Here is a 16,912-nt window from a genome sequence, read left to right as displayed (position 1 = left end):
TTGTTTTATACATTAGTAGTTTTATCAAAAAAGAAAATACAACATATGGAGTATAGGGACTGCATTTGCAATGTAAAAGTATTGTTAATTTCTCTCATAACCTAAAAAAATGGGAACTTTTTCATCTATAATACGTAAGTAGTATTGTCGCATAATCCGGAAAACGGCGAACGAGATTCTATACGAGTGAATCTCACAAACTGATAGGGGGAAACAATGTGCAACCAGTTTTACAATTAAAAAATGTAAAAAAGACAATTGGTAAAAAAGAAATCATTAAGGGAATTTCCTTTGATGTATATCCAGGTGAAGTGTTCGGCTTTTTAGGGCCAAACGGTGCTGGTAAAACGACTACGATTCGAATGCTTGTAGGGCTTATGTCCATCACTGATGGTGAAGTCATGATAAAAGGAACAAATGTTGCCAAGAATTTTGAACAAGCTGTCAGACATATTGGCGGCATTGTTGAAAACCCGGAAATGTATAAGTTTTTAACGGGATATCAAAATCTGGTTCACTATGCACGGATGGTGAACGGTGTATCAAAAGAACGAATTCTTGAAGTAACAAAGCTAGTAGGTCTTGAAAAAAGAATCAATGAGAAGGTTAAAACCTATTCCTTAGGAATGCGACAGCGCTTAGGTATTGCACAAGCATTATTGCACAGCCCTTCGATTTTAATTTTAGACGAACCTACAAATGGTCTAGATCCTGCTGGAATTCGTGAAGTTCGTGATTATATTCGAAAGCTTGCTAGGGAAGAAGGATTAGCCGTAATTGTTTCCAGTCACTTGCTCTCTGAAATGGAAATGATGTGTGATCGAATTGGAATTATTCAAGATGGTAGATTAGTGGGTGTACAAAAAGTCACTGAATTTATGAATGAAGAAACGAGCATTAGAGTCCATTTTCAAGTAGGTGATATAGAAAAAACACGATTAATTCTATCAACTGAATATCCGGCACTTGAAATGATTCAAACCGAAAAAGGAATTGAACTCAATATTGAACATGAGATGATTCCGCAAATAAATACTAGTCTTGTAAAAAATGAGATTCAGGTGTTTGGAATCACACAACTTTCTAAATCACTAGAGGACCGATTCTTAGAAGTAACAGGAGGTAGCAGAATTGGCTAATATCGTGAAACTGATACAAAATGAAAATATGAAAATTTACCGTCGCATTTCTACTTGGATTATGCTTGTAATACTGATAGCTGTAGCCATAGTCGTGGGAGTTGTAATGAATTCCACAGCATCAGATTCTGTTGATGAACAATGGAAACAAAACTTACAACAACAAAATGAAGTGTATAAGACAGATTTAGCGAATGAAGACTTACCTGACATGGTAAAGGATATTTCAGAAAGAGAATTAGCGATTAATGAATATCGCCTCGAACATGATATTGCTCCGATGGAAACTAGGTCTACATGGAATTTTATGACGGTTGCTGCAGAAATTGTATCATTAATTACATTGTTTACCATAGTCGTTGGTGCTAGCAGTGTGGCTTCTGAATTTACGTGGGGAACCATTAAATTATTATTAATACGACCTGTATCAAGAGCGAAGATTCTTCTGTCAAAATATTTAGCTACCATTTTATTTGCGTTATTTTCTTTAGTCTTACTATTTGTAGTTTCATTTTTAGTAGGAAGTATATTCTTTGGGATCGGAGGCTCCACACCACACCTCGTTTATAGAGATGGTGTAGTACATGAGGTTCATATGGTTTCACATATTCTCGGGATTTTCGGATTAAAATCAATTAATTTAATCATGATGTCAACATTTGCATTTATGATTTCTACTATTTTTAGAAATAGTGGTCTAGCAATTGGTTTAGCAATCTTTTTAATGTTTGCAGGGGTAAATGTTACAGCTCTTCTGGCAACAAAGTTTGATTGGGCAAAATACATTCTATTTGCGAATACAGATCTATCTCAATATCTTACTGGATATGTTTTAGTCGAAGGAATGACGATGACATTTTCAGTTATCATGTTAATTATTTATTTTGTCATATTTAATGCACTCACGTGGTTTGTCTTTACGAAACGTGACGTTGCTGCTTAAAAAAATGGGGGAAGAAATAGTCTAGTCTATTTCTCCCCCTCTTTTTGTAATTGTTCAAGCCGATCATATACTTTTGCATAATATTTTTCTTGTCCATTTTGTTTTGGCTTAAAGTATTTTCTGTTCTTTAATAGGTCTGGTAAGTATTGCTGCTTAACCCATCCATTAGGATAGTCATGTGGATATTTATAGCCTATTCCATGACCTAATTCTTTTGCACCGCTGTAATGGGCATCTCGAAGGTGATCTGGAATCTCTCCGATATTACCCTTTCGAATATCCTCAATTGCTTTATCCAATGATTTATAAGCACTATTGGTTTTGGGTGATAGACACTGTTCAATCACGACATTTGCTAGTGGAATGCGTGCCTCAGGTAGTCCTAAACGTTCTACAGCCTGGCAAGCAGCAATCGTATGAGCCCCAACCTCAGGTGCAGCGATTGAAATATCTTCATAGGCAATTACGGTAAGCCGTCTGCAAATCGAAACTAAATCTCCTCCTTCAATTAGTCTAGCTAAATAATGTAAAGCCGCATTTACATCACTACCGCGAATACTTTTTTGAAGGCATGAGAGCAATGAATAGTGTAGATCCCCGTCTTTATCATGAGAGAAGCCCTTATTTTCAACGCATTCCTTAACAAGCTCTATGTCAACTTCAATCACTTTAATATCTCTCGCTTTTGAGGCCATGACAACATCCTCTAACACATTCATAGCAGAACGTGCATCTCCTTTTGTGGATGATGAAATGAGATCAATTGCTTCTTCTGAAATCGAAATTTGCAAATCGCCAAGTCCACGTTCTGAATCAGCTAATGCACGTAGTATTAATTCTTTAATATTTTCTTTTGTTAATGGCCGAAGCTCTTTAATCTGTCCACATCTGCTCCGAATCGCAGGGTTTACATCATGGAACGGGTTTTCCGTTGTTGCCCCGATTAACGATATCAAGCCTCTTTCAACATGTGGAAGTAAATAATCTTGCTGCGCTTTGTTAAAACGATGGACTTCATCAATGAAAAGAATTAATTTCCCTTCCGCTTTTGCGGTTGAAACCGCATCCTCTATATCCTTTTTCCCAGCCGTTGTTGCATTAATGGAGATAAAGGGCATATCAACCGTACCTGCAATCGCAGTTGCAATGGAAGTTTTACCAATTCCAGGTTCCCCATAAAGTAAGATGGAAGGAACATGTCCATTCATAATCATTTTATATAAAGCTGTATCTTTACCAATAATATGCTTTTGCCCAAGAATTTCTTCAATATGCTTGGGGCGCATTCGGTACGATAAAGGTGCTTCGATAAGTGATTCAAAAAGCAAAACATTCATCCCCTTATCCAACAAAATCCTAATAGTTTTAATGTCTGTACATCAACTTTATCATACGTTTCGACCCGATAAAATACAAATACAATGCAATTTATGATATAATGTCGTGAGTTTAGACGAAATGAAATAGCAAATAGAGAAAGTTATGCAACAGTGGGAGACACAAGAGATGGAGTGAGGAAAATGCGAGCACAGATTAGCTTTAGCCGCCACATTTTGAAGTGGTCTACTTTTTTTATTGGGATGTTAATTATGTCATTGGGGGTAGTCATGATAATCAAAGCAGAACTTGGGGCGTCACCCTGGGATGTTTTGCATATCGGACTATTTAAACAAATTGGTCTTACTATTGGCTCATGGTCGATTATTGTCGGCTTTTTTGTTTTGTTCCTATCCTCATTATTATTAAAGCGACTGCCTCAAATTGGTGCTTTTTTAAATATGATATCAGTAGGTATTTTCATTGATATGTTCATGATGGCTCCGTTCCTTGTAATACCAGAAACTTTTATTGGGAAATTAATCATGCTGTTGATGGGACTACTTATTAACGGATATGGAATGGGAATTTATATATCAGCGAGTGTTGGTGCAGGTCCAAGAGACAGTCTGATGTTAGCACTAACCCAACTTTCTAATTGGAAAGTGCAATATATTCGTACAGGAATGGAAATTATTGTACTAACGATTGGTTGGTTGTTAGGAGGACCTGTTTTTATCGGAACTTTAATATATTGTGTAGGTATAGGCTATATCGCAGGGTTTGCGTTGCCACAATGTCAACGAATGCATGATGCATTAAAACAGAAATTGGCGAAGACACCGATAGTTGAAGTGAATCATTTTAGTAATTAGGGGTGAAAGTGAATGAAAATATCAACAAAAGGAAGATATGGTCTCACAATCATGATTGAACTTGCAAAAAATCATGGAAAAGGACCGCTCTCCCTAAAATCAATTGCAGCAAAACACGAGCTTTCTGAACATTATCTTGAACAATTAATCTCACCTTTACGCAATGCAGGATTGGTGAAAAGTATTCGTGGAGCCTATGGTGGCTATGTATTAGGGGATGAACCTACAAAAATTACAGCAGGAGATGTCATTCTCGTTCTTGAGGGACCCATTAGCCCTGTAGAAGTTTTAGAGGATGAAGAGCCAGCAAAACGGGAATTATGGATACGAATTCGAGATGCTGTAAAAGAAGTATTAGACAGTACTACACTCGAAGACCTCGCAAACCATAGCGATGGAAATGATGCATATATGTTTTACATTTAAGAAAAACATGTCATAATAACGTTACTTTTTTAAAAAAGGAGGGCTGATTTGATGCAGCATATTTATTTAGATCATGCAGCTACATCGCCCATGCACCCTGATGTTGTGGAGAGCATGCTTCCCTTTATGACAGAGGCTTTCGGCAATCCGTCTAGCATTCATTTTTTTGGACGAAAAAGTCGTCATGCAGTTGATGAAGCAAGACAAACCATTGCCGGTTCAATCAATGCAAAACCAAATGAGATTGTCTTTACAAGTGGTGGTACTGAGGCAGACAATTTCGCAATAATTGGAACTGCTATGAAGATGCAAGGAAAAGGCAAACACATTATTACGTCTGCTATCGAACATCATGCCGTACTTCATACTTGTGAACATCTGGAGAAACAAGGGTTTACAGTTACGTATTTACCAGTTAATGAGGCTGGACTCGTTTCTGTCAAAGACGTTGAAGCGGCACTGACTCCGGAAACGATCCTTGTGACAATCATGTTTGGCAATAATGAGGTAGGGGCCATACAACCGATTAAGGAAATTGGAGAACTACTTCAGGATCATCAGGCAGTATTTCACACAGACGCGGTCCAAGCATATGGACTGGTTGATATAGATGTGAATCAATATAAAATTGACCTACTTTCCGTTTCAGCTCATAAAATAAATGGCCCTAAGGGAACAGGTTTTTTATTTATGAGAGAGGGAAGAAAGTTAGCTCCTCTTCTATTTGGAGGAGAACAAGAAAAGAAACGTCGTGCAGGAACGGAAAACGTAGCCGGAATTGTTGGATTGCAAACTGCAGCACAGTTGGCGAAGAAAACAATGAGCGAAAAAAATGCTCTATACCAAGATTTCAAACAGGCTTTTGTTTCAGTTTTAAAAGAACAAGATATCTTGTTTGAAGTGAATGGTGAACTAACGAAGTCTTTACCACATGTGTTAAATATCTATTTTCCTGGTACAAATGTCGAGTCTATGCTTGTTAACTTAGATTTAGCAGGAATAGCAGCTTCAAGTGGGTCAGCATGTACCGCTGGGTCCATTGACCCTTCACATGTGCTAGTTGCGATGTTTGGGAAGGATTCGGATCGAATCGCTTCTTCTATCCGTTTTAGCTTCGGTATCGGGAATACAATCGAAGATATAAAAACAGCCGCATTAGAAACAGCAAAAATCGTTTCACGATTAATAAAATAGGAGGTGGAAATATGAAAGATCCTAAAGATACCCGAGTTGTAGTAGGAATGTCTGGTGGAGTAGACTCATCAGTTGCAGCCCTTTTACTAAAAGAGCAAGGCTATGATGTAATCGGGATATTTATGAAAAACTGGGATGATACCGATGAGAATGGCGTATGTACTGCCACTGAGGATTATGAGGACGTAATTCGTGTCTGTAACCAGATTGGCATTCCTTACTACGCGGTCAATTTCGAAAAGCAATATTGGGACAAAGTGTTCACCTACTTTTTGGACGAGTATAAAGCAGGTAGAACACCAAATCCAGATGTGATGTGTAATAAAGAAATCAAATTTAAAGCCTTTTTAGAGCATGCTTTAACACTTGGTGCGGATTATCTCGCGACTGGCCACTACGCTCGTGTTGAATACAGAGACGGTGAATACAAGATGCTCCGTGGGGTAGATGAAAATAAGGACCAAACTTATTTCTTAAATCAACTTACACAGGAGCAGCTTTCAAAGGTTATGTTCCCAATCGGAAATATTGAAAAGTCAAAGGTGCGGGAGCTTGCAAAAGAAGCAAACCTTGCAACTGCTACTAAGAAAGATAGCACTGGGATTTGTTTTATCGGAGAACGTAATTTTAAAGAGTTCTTAAGCAATTATTTACCTGCCCAAAAAGGAGATATGGTGACTTTTTCAGGTGAAGTAAAAGGGAAGCATGATGGCTTAATGTATTATACAATTGGTCAACGTCATGGCCTTGGTATTGGCGGAAGCGGAGAACCATGGTTTGCGGTTGGAAAAGACCTTAAGAAAAATATACTTTATGTGGATCAAGGTTTCCACAATGAGTTTCTATATTCAGATTCCATTTTAGCTACAAATGTTAGCTGGGTATCGGATATGGAACCTGAAGAGGAAGTAAAGTGCACAGCTAAATTCCGTTATCGTCAACCGGATAATGCAGTAACGGTTAAAAAGGTGGACGACAATACAGTTAAAGTCATTTTTGATGAGCCAATTCGTGCGGTAACACCAGGACAAGCAGTCGTTTTCTATAATGGGGACGAATGTCTCGGTGGTGCAACTATTGATAAAGTCTTTAAAAATGGAGAACGTCTAACATATGTTGGATGAAGAAACCTCAACTCTATATTTAGGGTTGGGGTTTTCCTGTGTTATAATATGAGTGCAAAAAAGTTGATTCTGGAGTTGAATATCAGTGGATTTAAATAAACAAGGCATTGAATATATGCAAGAAGGAAAGTACGAAGAAGCAGCGAAATGTTTTTCACAAGCTATTGAAGACAACCCGAAAGAGCCGGTTTACTATATTAACTTTGGCAATCTTCTAGCGGCTGTTGGCGATCCAGAAAGAGCAGTTGCTTTTTTTACGAAAGCTCTTGAGCTTGACGAAGGAGCGGGAACTGCTTATTACGGAATCGGTAACCTTCTTTATAACCAAGAAGATTTCTTAAAAGCAAAGGATATGTTTGAAAAAGCTCTAAAAGCAGGCTTGGAAAATAGCGATACATATTTTATGTTAGGCATGACATTGATTCAGCTAGGCCAGCCAAAATTAGCACTGCCATATATGAAGCGCGCAGTGGAATTAAACGAAAATGATGTGGATGCATTATTTCAATATGGCCTCTGCCTTGCGGGTGAATCAGTAATTGACGAAGCAATCAAAACGTTCCATACTGTAATTGAATTAGAACCTAATCACTCAGACGCCTATTACAATCTAGGTGTAGCCTATGCTGGTTTTAAGAATGATTATGAAAAAGCACTCGAAATGTTTGAAAAAGCATTAGAAATTCAACCTGACCATATGCTTGCAGCAAACGGGAAAAAGATAGTAAGTGAAGCATTAAATGAATAAATGAGGGGAGGGAATACTTAATGGAACAACAGGAGTCTTTAGATTTATTTGATGAACAACGAAAATTTATGAAGGGAACTCACTTAGTGACGATCTTTCATAATGAGCAAAATTTATATTCTGTCGTTCGCATTAGACTTCAAGAAACAAATGAAGACTATAATGAAAAAGAAGCAGTTGTAACAGGGTATTTCCCTCGAATTCATGAAAATGAAACATACATCTTTTTTGGTCGCTTAAAGGAGCATCCACGGTTTGGCATCCAATTCCATGTTGAACAATTTCAAAAAGAAATTCCACATACTAAACAAGGAATCGTCCAATACCTTTCAAGTGATCTTTTCAAAGGGATTGGGAAAAAGACAGCAGAAAAAATTGTAGAAAAACTTGGTGAAGGAGCCATTTCAAAAATCATCGCAAACCCTGATGTTTTGCAGGAGGTTGATAAACTTCCAGCAGACAAGGCCAAAGAGATTTATGAAACACTACAAGAACACCAAGGTCTTGAACAAATCATGATTGGCCTCTCTCAATATGGATTTGGTCCTCAGCTTTCCATGCGGATTTATCAAGTCTATAAAGAGCAGACACTTGAAATTCTTCAACATAGTCCGTATAAGTTAGTCGAAGATATTGAAGGTATTGGTTTCGGTAGAGCAGACGAATTGGGACGCCAACTTGGGATTTCTGGAAATCACCCAGACCGAATTAAGGCTGGTTGCTTATACATACTTGAACAAGATTCTTTACAGGACGGACACGTTTACCTATTTGTTGAGGATTTAATCATTCGTGTTCAGCAATTATTAGGACAAAGTAGCCGTGAAGAAATCATTGCTACAGATATTTCTAAGGAAATAATAAGTTTAACCGAAGAGAGTAAGCTTGTTATTGAAGAGGACAGGGTTTACCTACCTACCCTTTATTATTCTGAAAAAGGATTAATTACAAATATAAAACGAGTCATGGAACAGACAGAATACGAAAATCTTTTCCCAGAGTCTGAATTTTTGCTAGCACTTGGTGAGTTAGAGGAAAGAATTAATGTCCAATACGCACCTTCGCAAAAAGATGCGATCCAAAAAGCGCTCATGTCTCCAATGCTCCTTTTAACAGGTGGTCCAGGTACGGGGAAAACAACCGTTATTAAGGGGATTGTTGAATTATACGGAGAACTGCACGGCTGCTCCTTAGACCCAAAAGATTATAATTCCGAAAATCCTTTCCCAGTTTTATTAGTGGCACCAACAGGGCGCGCGGCAAAAAGAATGACCGAATCAACAGGTCTTCCAGCCGTTACGATTCATCGACTTCTAGGATGGAATGGAGTCGAGGGATTTAGTCATGATGAGGATAATCCGATAAACGGCAAGCTGTTAATCGTTGATGAAGTTTCAATGGTCGATATTTGGATCGCACATCAGTTGTTTAAATCACTACCGGAGCATATCCAAGTAGTGCTAGTAGGGGATGAAGACCAGTTGCCTTCTGTTGGTCCTGGCCAGGTATTAAAGGATTTATTGGCATCTGAAGTAGTACCTACCGTACGTTTAACTGATATTTATCGACAATCAGAAGGTTCGTCAATTATTGAATTGGCACATGATATTAAAAAGGGCGCTCTACCACCTGATATTTCCTCACCTAAAAAGGATCGCTCTTTTTTAAAGTGTTACCAGAACCAGGTACTTGAAGTGGTTAAGCAGGTTTCGGATAATGCAAAAAAGAAGGGCTTTTCCGTTAAGGATATTCAGGTTTTAGCACCAATGTATCGCGGTCCTGCTGGGATTGACAGTTTAAATGTGATGCTGCAGGAGCTTTTTAACCCGCCCGTACACGGCAAGCGAGAATTAAAATATGGAGATATTGTTTACCGGCGTGGTGACAAGGTGCTTCAACTCGTCAATCAGCCTGAGAATAATGTGTTTAATGGCGATATTGGTGAAATTGAGTCCATTTTTTATGCAAAAGAAAACACAGAAAAACAGGACATGGTTGTTATTAATTTTGAGGGCAATGAAGTCACATATACAAAACAGGACTTAAACCAAATCACACACGCCTATTGCTGTTCCATTCACAAATCACAGGGTAGCGAATTCCCAATCGTCATTTTACCGATTGTTAAAGGTTATTATCGCATGCTACGTCGTAATTTAATTTACACAGCCATAACAAGAGCTAAAAACTTCTTGATCCTATGTGGCGAGGAAGACGCATTAAGGCAAGGTGTTCAACGTGCAAACGATACAAACCGACAAACAACCTTATGCGAAAAATTGAAAACTACCTTTGGCGCAATAGGGGATGCTTCTGTTCCTGAAACAGTGCCTGAAGAGGCAAAATGCTATCAAGAGGTTATTTTCCAAACCGACCCAAATATTGGCATGGAGGGAATTACTCCATACGATTATATGGAAGTTGAATAAAAGCTGGGGATCCCAGCTTTTTTCTTTTGGTAACTCTTGTACAGTATGACACCTTACCTGAAAGTGAATGATAAGTAATGTTCGGAGAGGTGGCGATTATCTTTGCGGACGTTCTCACTACTCAAGGATTTACCGGTCTATGATGAAAAGTCTGCCGAAGAGCTCGGCCGAGTTTCAGACCTTTGTCTCACATCAGATGGCAAGGTGAATGCCCTGATTATGAAAGGAAAAGGACTATTTGAACGAGATCGAGTAGTCCCGATCGAAAGCATCTCCTCGATTGGAGATGATGGTGTCATGGTTTCGGACAGAACGCTATTGGAGCTTCTTGACAATGAAGCCGATACACCCACCTATTTTTTGCACACCCATCATGGATTATTCCGAAAGCCACTTTTGTCCTCAGAAGGTCAAAAATTAGGCTTACTTGAAGATGTATATTTTACAGAAGAAGTGGGCACTATTATAGGGTATGAAGTAACGGATGGCTTTTTTGCTGATATAACAGAAGGAAAAAAGGTAATCAAAACCAACGAGCCTTTAAAAATCGGTGAAGATGTCATCGTCGTATCTATAGATTAGGAATTCCATGATGTGAGGTGTACCCTGTGAAGTGCCCAAACTGTAAAAGTAAAGATATCGGTAAAATTGGTGTCAACCAATATTACTGCTGGGGATGTTTTATCGAACTATCTGTTAACAAAGGACAAATATTCACACATCAGGTAGAGGAAGATGGCACACTCAGTTCGTTGGATGATCTGTTTGCTGACGACGACAGAAGGATCAGTATGTAATCCTAAACAAGGAGTGAAGAGGAAATGAATAAAACAATGACTTCTCTAATCACTATGGGTCTAGGTGCTGCGGCATACGGAATGATGCAAAGAACAGATGTTATGTCTGCCCGCAACATGAAAAAAATGCGCAAACGCATTACGAAAATGTTTTAATCGTTAATGAAATGGAAAAACCCCACGGATGTGGGGTTTTTTGGTATCTGTTTGGAGTAGTGTCCATCAAGACTAAAGAAAGACCTGGATAAAATTAGGAGTTATCGAACCAAAAAAGTATAGAAAGAGGACCGCACCTGGATAAAACTATGAATCGCCATACCAGCTATAAGGTTTTAATAAACCCATTCAATAAATACCAACCAAAAACTGTCACGGACCACCTTTACTTCCTTTTATCCACATAATATGAGCCTCTACCAAATGATATCAAATCGAAATTCTTGGATAGTATTTTTTGTATTGTCTTTTTAGACCTTATAACCTTACACCAATTATAAATAACATACACAGTTATTCTTTTTTCAGGAAAAAGGAACCTAAACTCCTCTACGCTCCTAAGTACAGCTGATTCTTTGTCCTCCACAAAGCCACATTTTTTACAAACCAAAGTTTGTCTATTTGTATCTTCATATTCCAAACACCCACACTTACAAACAATCCCCTTCTCCAACTCCTCAAACGTATAATCTGGCAGCCGCGAATAAGGATTCGTCGTTATATGCAAAGAAGCCAATTGATTAGCTAATTCTATATGATCCCCGGAAACCCCAGAAGTCGCACCTGCATCTAGTTTTTTCAAAAATCGACCAAGTTGCGCATGGAATACATAGGGTCCATTAACCGGTGCCTCATATAAATAAAACTCTGGATTGATGAATATTACATGAGATTCAACTGGTATATTAAACCTCAATTCTTGGAGGAGTTGCCGAAATAATGATTCACTACGGGAAGTTTGGTTGAGGGGGTTTTTGATTTCTTTTCCATTCATTATGTGCAAGCGGCCATCTTCGATGTAATAGTCTCCTTCGTAGTTTTTGACTTCAAAGATGAATATTTTCTTTTGTGTGATAAGCAGGGAATCAATTTGGAATAGGGTGTTGTTCACTTTCAGGAGAAGGTCGTTTAATAGGAGGTTATCATTTGTGAGGCGTAAAAGGAATTCGTCAAACTGTTTTTCACCTAGCCAGCCTTTTTCGAGGGATACAAAATTGTTTTCGTCTTCTTCCGCTAGTTTCTTGTGGACTCGTAAAGAGCGTAGTAACTCTAGTTCAATGTTTTCACCACGTGGTTTAATAACTATAACCAAACTACCACATCCTTTCAGCTACATTTTACAAAACAATCTGTCTTTTTACAATATTTTCTGTTGCATTCACTCCCCGTATAAAACCGCATATACTCCAAAAACTACTAACAAGGGAGTGAATGAGATGAGTGAAAAAAGAATAAAATGGATTTTCAGAATATCACTATTATTACTAGCGTTTTTGACTATTTATGTTTTTTTGAAATTGGCTCCAGTCTGGCTCCCGATTGTGTTACTCTTAAAAACATTTCTCGTTCCTTTTGTTATTTCTATTTTTATCGCTTACTTGCTGCATCCCATTATTGAAAAAATCAGCAATCGTGGAGTACCGAGATCACTAGCGATCTTACTGATCTATTTGTTTTTTTTCGGTGGGGTTGGTTTTGGTATATACAAAGGAATTCCGGTAATTCTTGCACAGCTCAAGGACCTTGCTGAGAGCTTCCCAGAATTCAGTAAGACCTATAGAGTCTGGTTAAAAGAAATTGAATCAGGTAGTTCACAGCTTCCTGCCTTTGTTCACGCACAGCTTGATGATTTGCTTAATTCGCTAGAAAATTATGTGGATTATCTGCTTTCAAGGACAATTGAATTTTTAAAAGCATTGCTAAATTCCATTTTTATCATAGCCATTATTCCATTCATCGTTTTTTATTTGTTAAAGGACCACGACCAAATGATGAAAGCACTTTGGTATATTACGCCTCGAAAACTTAGAAAAGCAGGTCAGCTTTTTTTTCGAGATGTTGATGAGTCATTGGGGAATTATATTAGAGGGCAGTTGATTGTTTGTTTGCTTGTTGGAACAACAGCCTCTGTCGCATTTTGGATCTCCGGTATGAAATATCCCTTATTATTTGGAAGCATAGTGGGCATAACGAATATCATCCCATACTTCGGTCCAATTATTGGTGCAATACCAGCCGCCATTATTGCTGCAACAATTTCAATAAAGGTGCTAATCATTGTTGTTCTAGTTGTGTTTGGCCTTCAGTTTATCGAAGGAAACCTGCTTTCACCAATTATTGTCGGAAAAAGCTTACGCTTACATCCGATTGTAATTATTGCTGCGTTATTAGTAGGAGGAAAAGTGGGAGGAGTGGTGGGCCTTATTGTTGCTGTTCCGGTTGTGGCCATATTAAAGGTGTTTATCGTTCACGCGAAACAACATTTTACAGTTGCTCGAAAGGAACAATAACACATTGAACGCTGACGTTGACAAACATTTTTGACTTGAATATAATTGACAAGAAACTAGGTAATACATAATGTGACAATTTAATCACGATTAGTGAAAACTATGAAGGAATCAGTACGTTACAGTACCATCAAACCAGAGAGAAATTTCCAAGGCTGAGAGGAATTTCGGATGAAGGGTAACAGAAAGCTACTCCTGAGTGTAGGTAAACCTACCGGTGAATACCGTTATCAATATACGAAGGTGATGGGCACTATTTCTTTGTGTCCATAATCAGGGTGGTACCGCGAGCATACTCTCGTCCCTGTTTTTTAGGGGATTAGAGTATTTTTTTATGTCTAAAATGTAATTGGAGGTAGTGAAATGAAACAGTTAACATCAGCTCAAGTTCGCCAAATGTTTTTGGATTTTTTCCAATCAAAGGGACACGCAGTAGAACCAAGTGCTTCCTTAGTTCCACATGAAGATCCATCCTTACTATGGATCAATAGTGGTGTAGCTACTTTAAAAAAATATTTTGATGGACGTGTAATCCCTCAAAATCCAAGAATTTGTAATGCACAGAAATCAATTCGTACAAACGATATTGAAAATGTTGGAAAAACAGCACGCCACCATACTTTCTTTGAAATGCTAGGGAATTTCTCCATTGGTGATTATTTCAAAGAAGAATCAATTGAATGGGCATGGGAATTCTTAACAAGCAAAGATTGGATTGGTTTTGACCCAGAGAAGCTTTCTGTTACGATTCATCCTGAGGATGATGAAGCATTTGAACTTTGGAATAAAAAGATTGGAATTCCTGAGGAACGAATCATTCGTCTTGAAGGAAACTTCTGGGATATCGGTGAAGGTCCAAGTGGTCCAAATACAGAAATCTTCTTTGACCGAGGCGAGGAATTTGGAAATGACCCGAATGATCCAGAATTATATCCAGGTGGAGAAAATGAACGTTATCTAGAAATATGGAACCTTGTGTTCTCTCAATTTAACCATAACCCAGATGGTTCTTATACACCACTTCCTAAAAAGAATATTGATACAGGAATGGGTCTTGAAAGAATGTGCTCTGTTATTCAAAACGTGCCTACAAACTTTGACACAGATCTTTTTATGCCGATTATTGAGGCAACTGAATCCATTTCAGGTGAAAAATATCGTCAATCAAAAGAAAAGGATGAGGCATTTAAGGTTATTGCTGACCACATCCGTACAGTTACATTTGCAGTAGGAGATGGGGCCCTTCCTTCCAACGAAGGTCGTGGCTATGTAATCAGACGACTATTAAGACGTGCTGTACGTTATGCAAAACAAATATCCATCAACCGTCCGTTCATGTATGAACTCGTTCCAGTTGTAGGGGAGATCATGGTTGATTTTTATCCGGAAGTAAAAGAGAAGACTGAGTTTATTCAGAAAGTCGTGAAAACAGAAGAGGAACGCTTCCACGAAACGTTACATGATGGACTAGCTATCCTATCAACTGTTATTCAAAAGGAAAAAGCAAAAGGCAGTGACACGATTCCAGGTGCAGATGTCTTCCGTTTATATGATACGTATGGTTTCCCTGTTGAACTAACAGAGGAATACGCAAAAGAAGAAGGTATGAAAGTCGACCATGATGGCTTTGAGCGTGAGATGGAAAGTCAACGTGAAAGAGCAAGATCTGCTCGTCAAGATGTTGATTCCATGCAGGTCCAAAGTGGGGTTCTTGGTGAAATTAAAGTCGAGAGCACATTTGTTGGGTATGATGAACTTGAAGCCGAGTCAACCATTCTTGTCATCGTAAAAGATGGAGAAATGGTTGAGAAAGCAAATAAAGGTGACGAAATTCAACTTATTTTAGACCAAACGCCTTTTTACGCTGAGAGTGGTGGACAAATCGCTGATGAAGGTACAATTGAAAACGAAAATACAAAATTAGTGGTAAAAGACGTTCAAAAAGCCCCTAATGGACAAAACCTTCATCGAGTAGTTATTGAAAAAGGAAGTTTAACAAAAGGTGACAAGCTCCATGCGAAGGTTGATCAAGAGAATCGTGCTGGGGTTATTAAAAACCACACGGCGACTCACCTTTTACATCAAGCATTAAAAGCTGTGCTCGGTGCACACGTAAACCAAGCGGGTTCACTTGTAACATCAAATCGTTTACGTTTTGACTTCTCTCATTTTGGTCAAATTAAGCAAGAAGAGATTGAGCAAATTGAAGCGATTGTGAATGAAAAAGTTTGGAGCAGCATCCCGGTTAATATTGACTATAAATCGCTAGCTGAGGCAAAAGCGATGGGAGCAATGGCCCTATTTGGTGAAAAATATGGCAACATCGTTCGTGTTGTTCAAGTTGGTGACTATAGTTTAGAGCTTTGTGGTGGATGTCATGTACCAAACACTTCAACTATTGGGTTATTCAAAATAGTTTCTGAGTCCGGAATAGGCGCAGGTACACGTCGTATTGAAGCTGTAACTGGTGAAGCAGCATACCATGTTATCAACGATCAAGTAAAAATGCTACAGGAAGTTGCTAACCTTTTAAAAACAAAGCCGGCAGAAGTTCCAAGTCGCATTGAAGCATTACAACATGATATTCGTAATTTACATCGTGAAAATGAATCACTTTCTGCGAAACTTGGCAATATAGAAGCTGGTAGCCTTGTTGAAAGTGCGAAAGAAATTAATGGAGCAACTGTTTTATATAGTAAGGTAAATGCCCAAGATATGAATAATCTCCGTGCAATGGTCGATGACTTAAAGCAAAAGCTTGGCTCAGCTGTAATTGTCCTAGGTTCTGTTAACGAAGACAAGGTAAACTTAACAGCTGGTGTAACTAAAGACTTGATTGATAAAGGCTTCCATGCCGGAAAATTAATTAAGGAAGTAGCAACTCGTTGTGGCGGCGGCGGTGGTGGCCGACCTGATATGGCGCAAGCGGGTGGTAAAAATCCAGAACAACTTGAATCTGCATTACAATTTGTAGAAGAATGGGTAAAAAATATCTAAAAGATGTGAATTTGTATCATTCTGTCTAAAGGAATGATACAAATTGTCACTTCTTGTTTCTATTTAGTTGTGATTAGTGTACAATGAGTGGTAAGATTTACATGTACGGATGCGGACACCAGAATCTAAAGAGTGAGGTGCAAAACTTGAGCTCATTTGATAAAACGATGAAATTCAACTTTCCAGAGGAACCAGTTGAAACCAATGTAAATGAAGTATTATTCAATGTTTATGATGCTCTTCAAGAAAAGGGATACAATCCAATCAATCAAATTGTAGGGTACTTGTTATCCGGAGATCCTGCATACATTCCACGTCATAATGACGCAAGGAATATCATCCGAAAGCTTGAACGAGATGAAATAATCGAGGAGTTAGTGAAGTCGTATTTAAAGATCCATCGTGAGGGGTAAAAC

16 protein-coding genes and 1 other annotated feature are annotated in these 16,912 nt (G+C 38.4%); of the genes, 14 read left to right on the top strand and 2 right to left on the bottom strand.

What is annotated here, in order from left to right; all coding sequences use genetic code 11:
• Positions 1 to 218 precede the first annotated feature (218 nt).
• A complete protein-coding gene (locus tag CKK03_RS07660) occupies positions 219 to 1,139 on the top strand; it encodes an ABC transporter ATP-binding protein (RefSeq protein WP_099362021.1) in 921 nt (306 codons plus the stop codon).
• A complete protein-coding gene (locus CKK03_RS07655; protein ID WP_099362020.1) occupies positions 1,132 to 2,082 on the top strand; it encodes an ABC transporter permease in 951 nt (316 codons plus the stop codon). Before CKK03_RS07660 ends, CKK03_RS07655 begins: the two co-directional genes overlap by 8 nt.
• 26 nt (positions 2,083 to 2,108) lie before the next feature.
• Here the strand turns inward: CKK03_RS07655 and CKK03_RS07650 are convergent, their stop codons facing one another.
• Complete coding sequence (locus CKK03_RS07650; protein WP_425432848.1) at positions 2,109 to 3,410, bottom strand: replication-associated recombination protein A; 1,302 nt, start codon at positions 3,408 to 3,410, stop codon at positions 2,109 to 2,111.
• Between the two features lie 192 nt (positions 3,411 to 3,602).
• Here CKK03_RS07650 and CKK03_RS07645 point away from each other — a divergent pair, with 192 nt between their 5' ends.
• From CKK03_RS07645 to CKK03_RS07605, 9 genes are all read left to right on the top strand, one after another.
• A complete protein-coding gene (locus tag CKK03_RS07645; protein WP_099362018.1) occupies positions 3,603 to 4,274 on the top strand; it encodes a YczE/YyaS/YitT family protein in 672 nt (223 codons plus the stop codon).
• Between the two features lie 12 nt (positions 4,275 to 4,286).
• Complete coding sequence (cymR, locus tag CKK03_RS07640) at positions 4,287 to 4,700, top strand: cysteine metabolism transcriptional regulator CymR (protein WP_099362017.1); 414 nt, start codon at positions 4,287 to 4,289, stop codon at positions 4,698 to 4,700.
• 51 nt (positions 4,701 to 4,751) lie between these two features.
• Entirely contained in the window at positions 4,752 to 5,894 is a 1,143-nt protein-coding gene (locus CKK03_RS07635; RefSeq protein ID WP_099362016.1) for a cysteine desulfurase family protein, read from the top strand.
• A gap of 11 nt (positions 5,895 to 5,905) precedes the next feature.
• The gene (mnmA, locus tag CKK03_RS07630; RefSeq protein ID WP_099362015.1) at positions 5,906 to 7,018 is read left to right on the top strand and encodes a tRNA 2-thiouridine(34) synthase MnmA; all 1,113 of its coding nucleotides are present in this window, start codon (positions 5,906 to 5,908) and stop codon (positions 7,016 to 7,018) included.
• An 85-nt stretch (positions 7,019 to 7,103) separates the two neighbouring features.
• On the top strand, positions 7,104 to 7,766 hold the full coding sequence (locus tag CKK03_RS07625; protein ID WP_099362014.1) for a tetratricopeptide repeat protein: 663 nt from the start codon (positions 7,104 to 7,106) through the stop codon (positions 7,764 to 7,766).
• 20 nt (positions 7,767 to 7,786) lie between these two features.
• A complete protein-coding gene (gene recD2 / locus CKK03_RS07620; protein WP_099362013.1) occupies positions 7,787 to 10,195 on the top strand; it encodes an SF1B family DNA helicase RecD2 in 2,409 nt (802 codons plus the stop codon).
• Positions 10,196 to 10,297: 102 nt separating this feature from the next.
• A complete protein-coding gene (locus tag CKK03_RS07615) occupies positions 10,298 to 10,777 on the top strand; it encodes a PRC-barrel domain-containing protein (RefSeq protein ID WP_099362012.1) in 480 nt (159 codons plus the stop codon).
• Positions 10,778 to 10,803: 26 nt separating this feature from the next.
• Positions 10,804 to 10,992, top strand: a complete 189-nt coding sequence (locus tag CKK03_RS07610; protein ID WP_099362011.1) for a YrzR-like zinc ribbon domain — start codon at positions 10,804 to 10,806, stop codon at positions 10,990 to 10,992.
• A gap of 24 nt (positions 10,993 to 11,016) precedes the next feature.
• On the top strand, positions 11,017 to 11,148 hold the full coding sequence (locus tag CKK03_RS07605; RefSeq protein ID WP_099362010.1) for a YrzQ family protein: 132 nt from the start codon (positions 11,017 to 11,019) through the stop codon (positions 11,146 to 11,148).
• 226 nt (positions 11,149 to 11,374) lie between these two features.
• Here CKK03_RS07605 and CKK03_RS07600 read toward each other — a convergent pair whose 3' ends face one another.
• Positions 11,375 to 12,301 (bottom strand): nuclease-related domain-containing protein, encoded by a 927-nt coding sequence (locus CKK03_RS07600; protein WP_245864062.1) that lies wholly within the window; start codon positions 12,299 to 12,301, stop codon positions 11,375 to 11,377.
• A 124-nt stretch (positions 12,302 to 12,425) separates the two neighbouring features.
• Between CKK03_RS07600 and CKK03_RS07595 the strand changes: the two genes are divergently transcribed.
• The 3 genes from CKK03_RS07595 (at position 12,426) to CKK03_RS07585 (ending at position 16,909) form a co-directional block, all read left to right on the top strand.
• Positions 12,426 to 13,499, top strand: a complete 1,074-nt coding sequence (locus CKK03_RS07595; protein WP_099362009.1) for an AI-2E family transporter — start codon at positions 12,426 to 12,428, stop codon at positions 13,497 to 13,499.
• A 93-nt stretch (positions 13,500 to 13,592) separates the two neighbouring features.
• Positions 13,593 to 13,808, top strand: a binding site (T-box leader).
• A 54-nt stretch (positions 13,809 to 13,862) separates the two neighbouring features.
• Positions 13,863 to 16,496: an alanine--tRNA ligase gene (gene alaS / locus CKK03_RS07590; protein ID WP_099362008.1), complete on the top strand. Its 2,634-nt coding sequence runs from the start codon at positions 13,863 to 13,865 to the stop codon at positions 16,494 to 16,496.
• Positions 16,497 to 16,642: 146 nt separating this feature from the next.
• Complete coding sequence (locus CKK03_RS07585) at positions 16,643 to 16,909, top strand: IreB family regulatory phosphoprotein (protein ID WP_010678229.1); 267 nt, start codon at positions 16,643 to 16,645, stop codon at positions 16,907 to 16,909.
• The last annotated feature ends 3 nt before the right edge of the window (positions 16,910 to 16,912 follow it).

Source organism: Fredinandcohnia onubensis (genome assembly GCF_002734215.1).
Taxonomy (GTDB): Bacteria; Bacillota; Bacilli; order Bacillales; family Bacillaceae_L; genus Ferdinandcohnia; species Ferdinandcohnia onubensis.
This window is presented reverse-complemented; position numbering and strand designations above follow the sequence as displayed.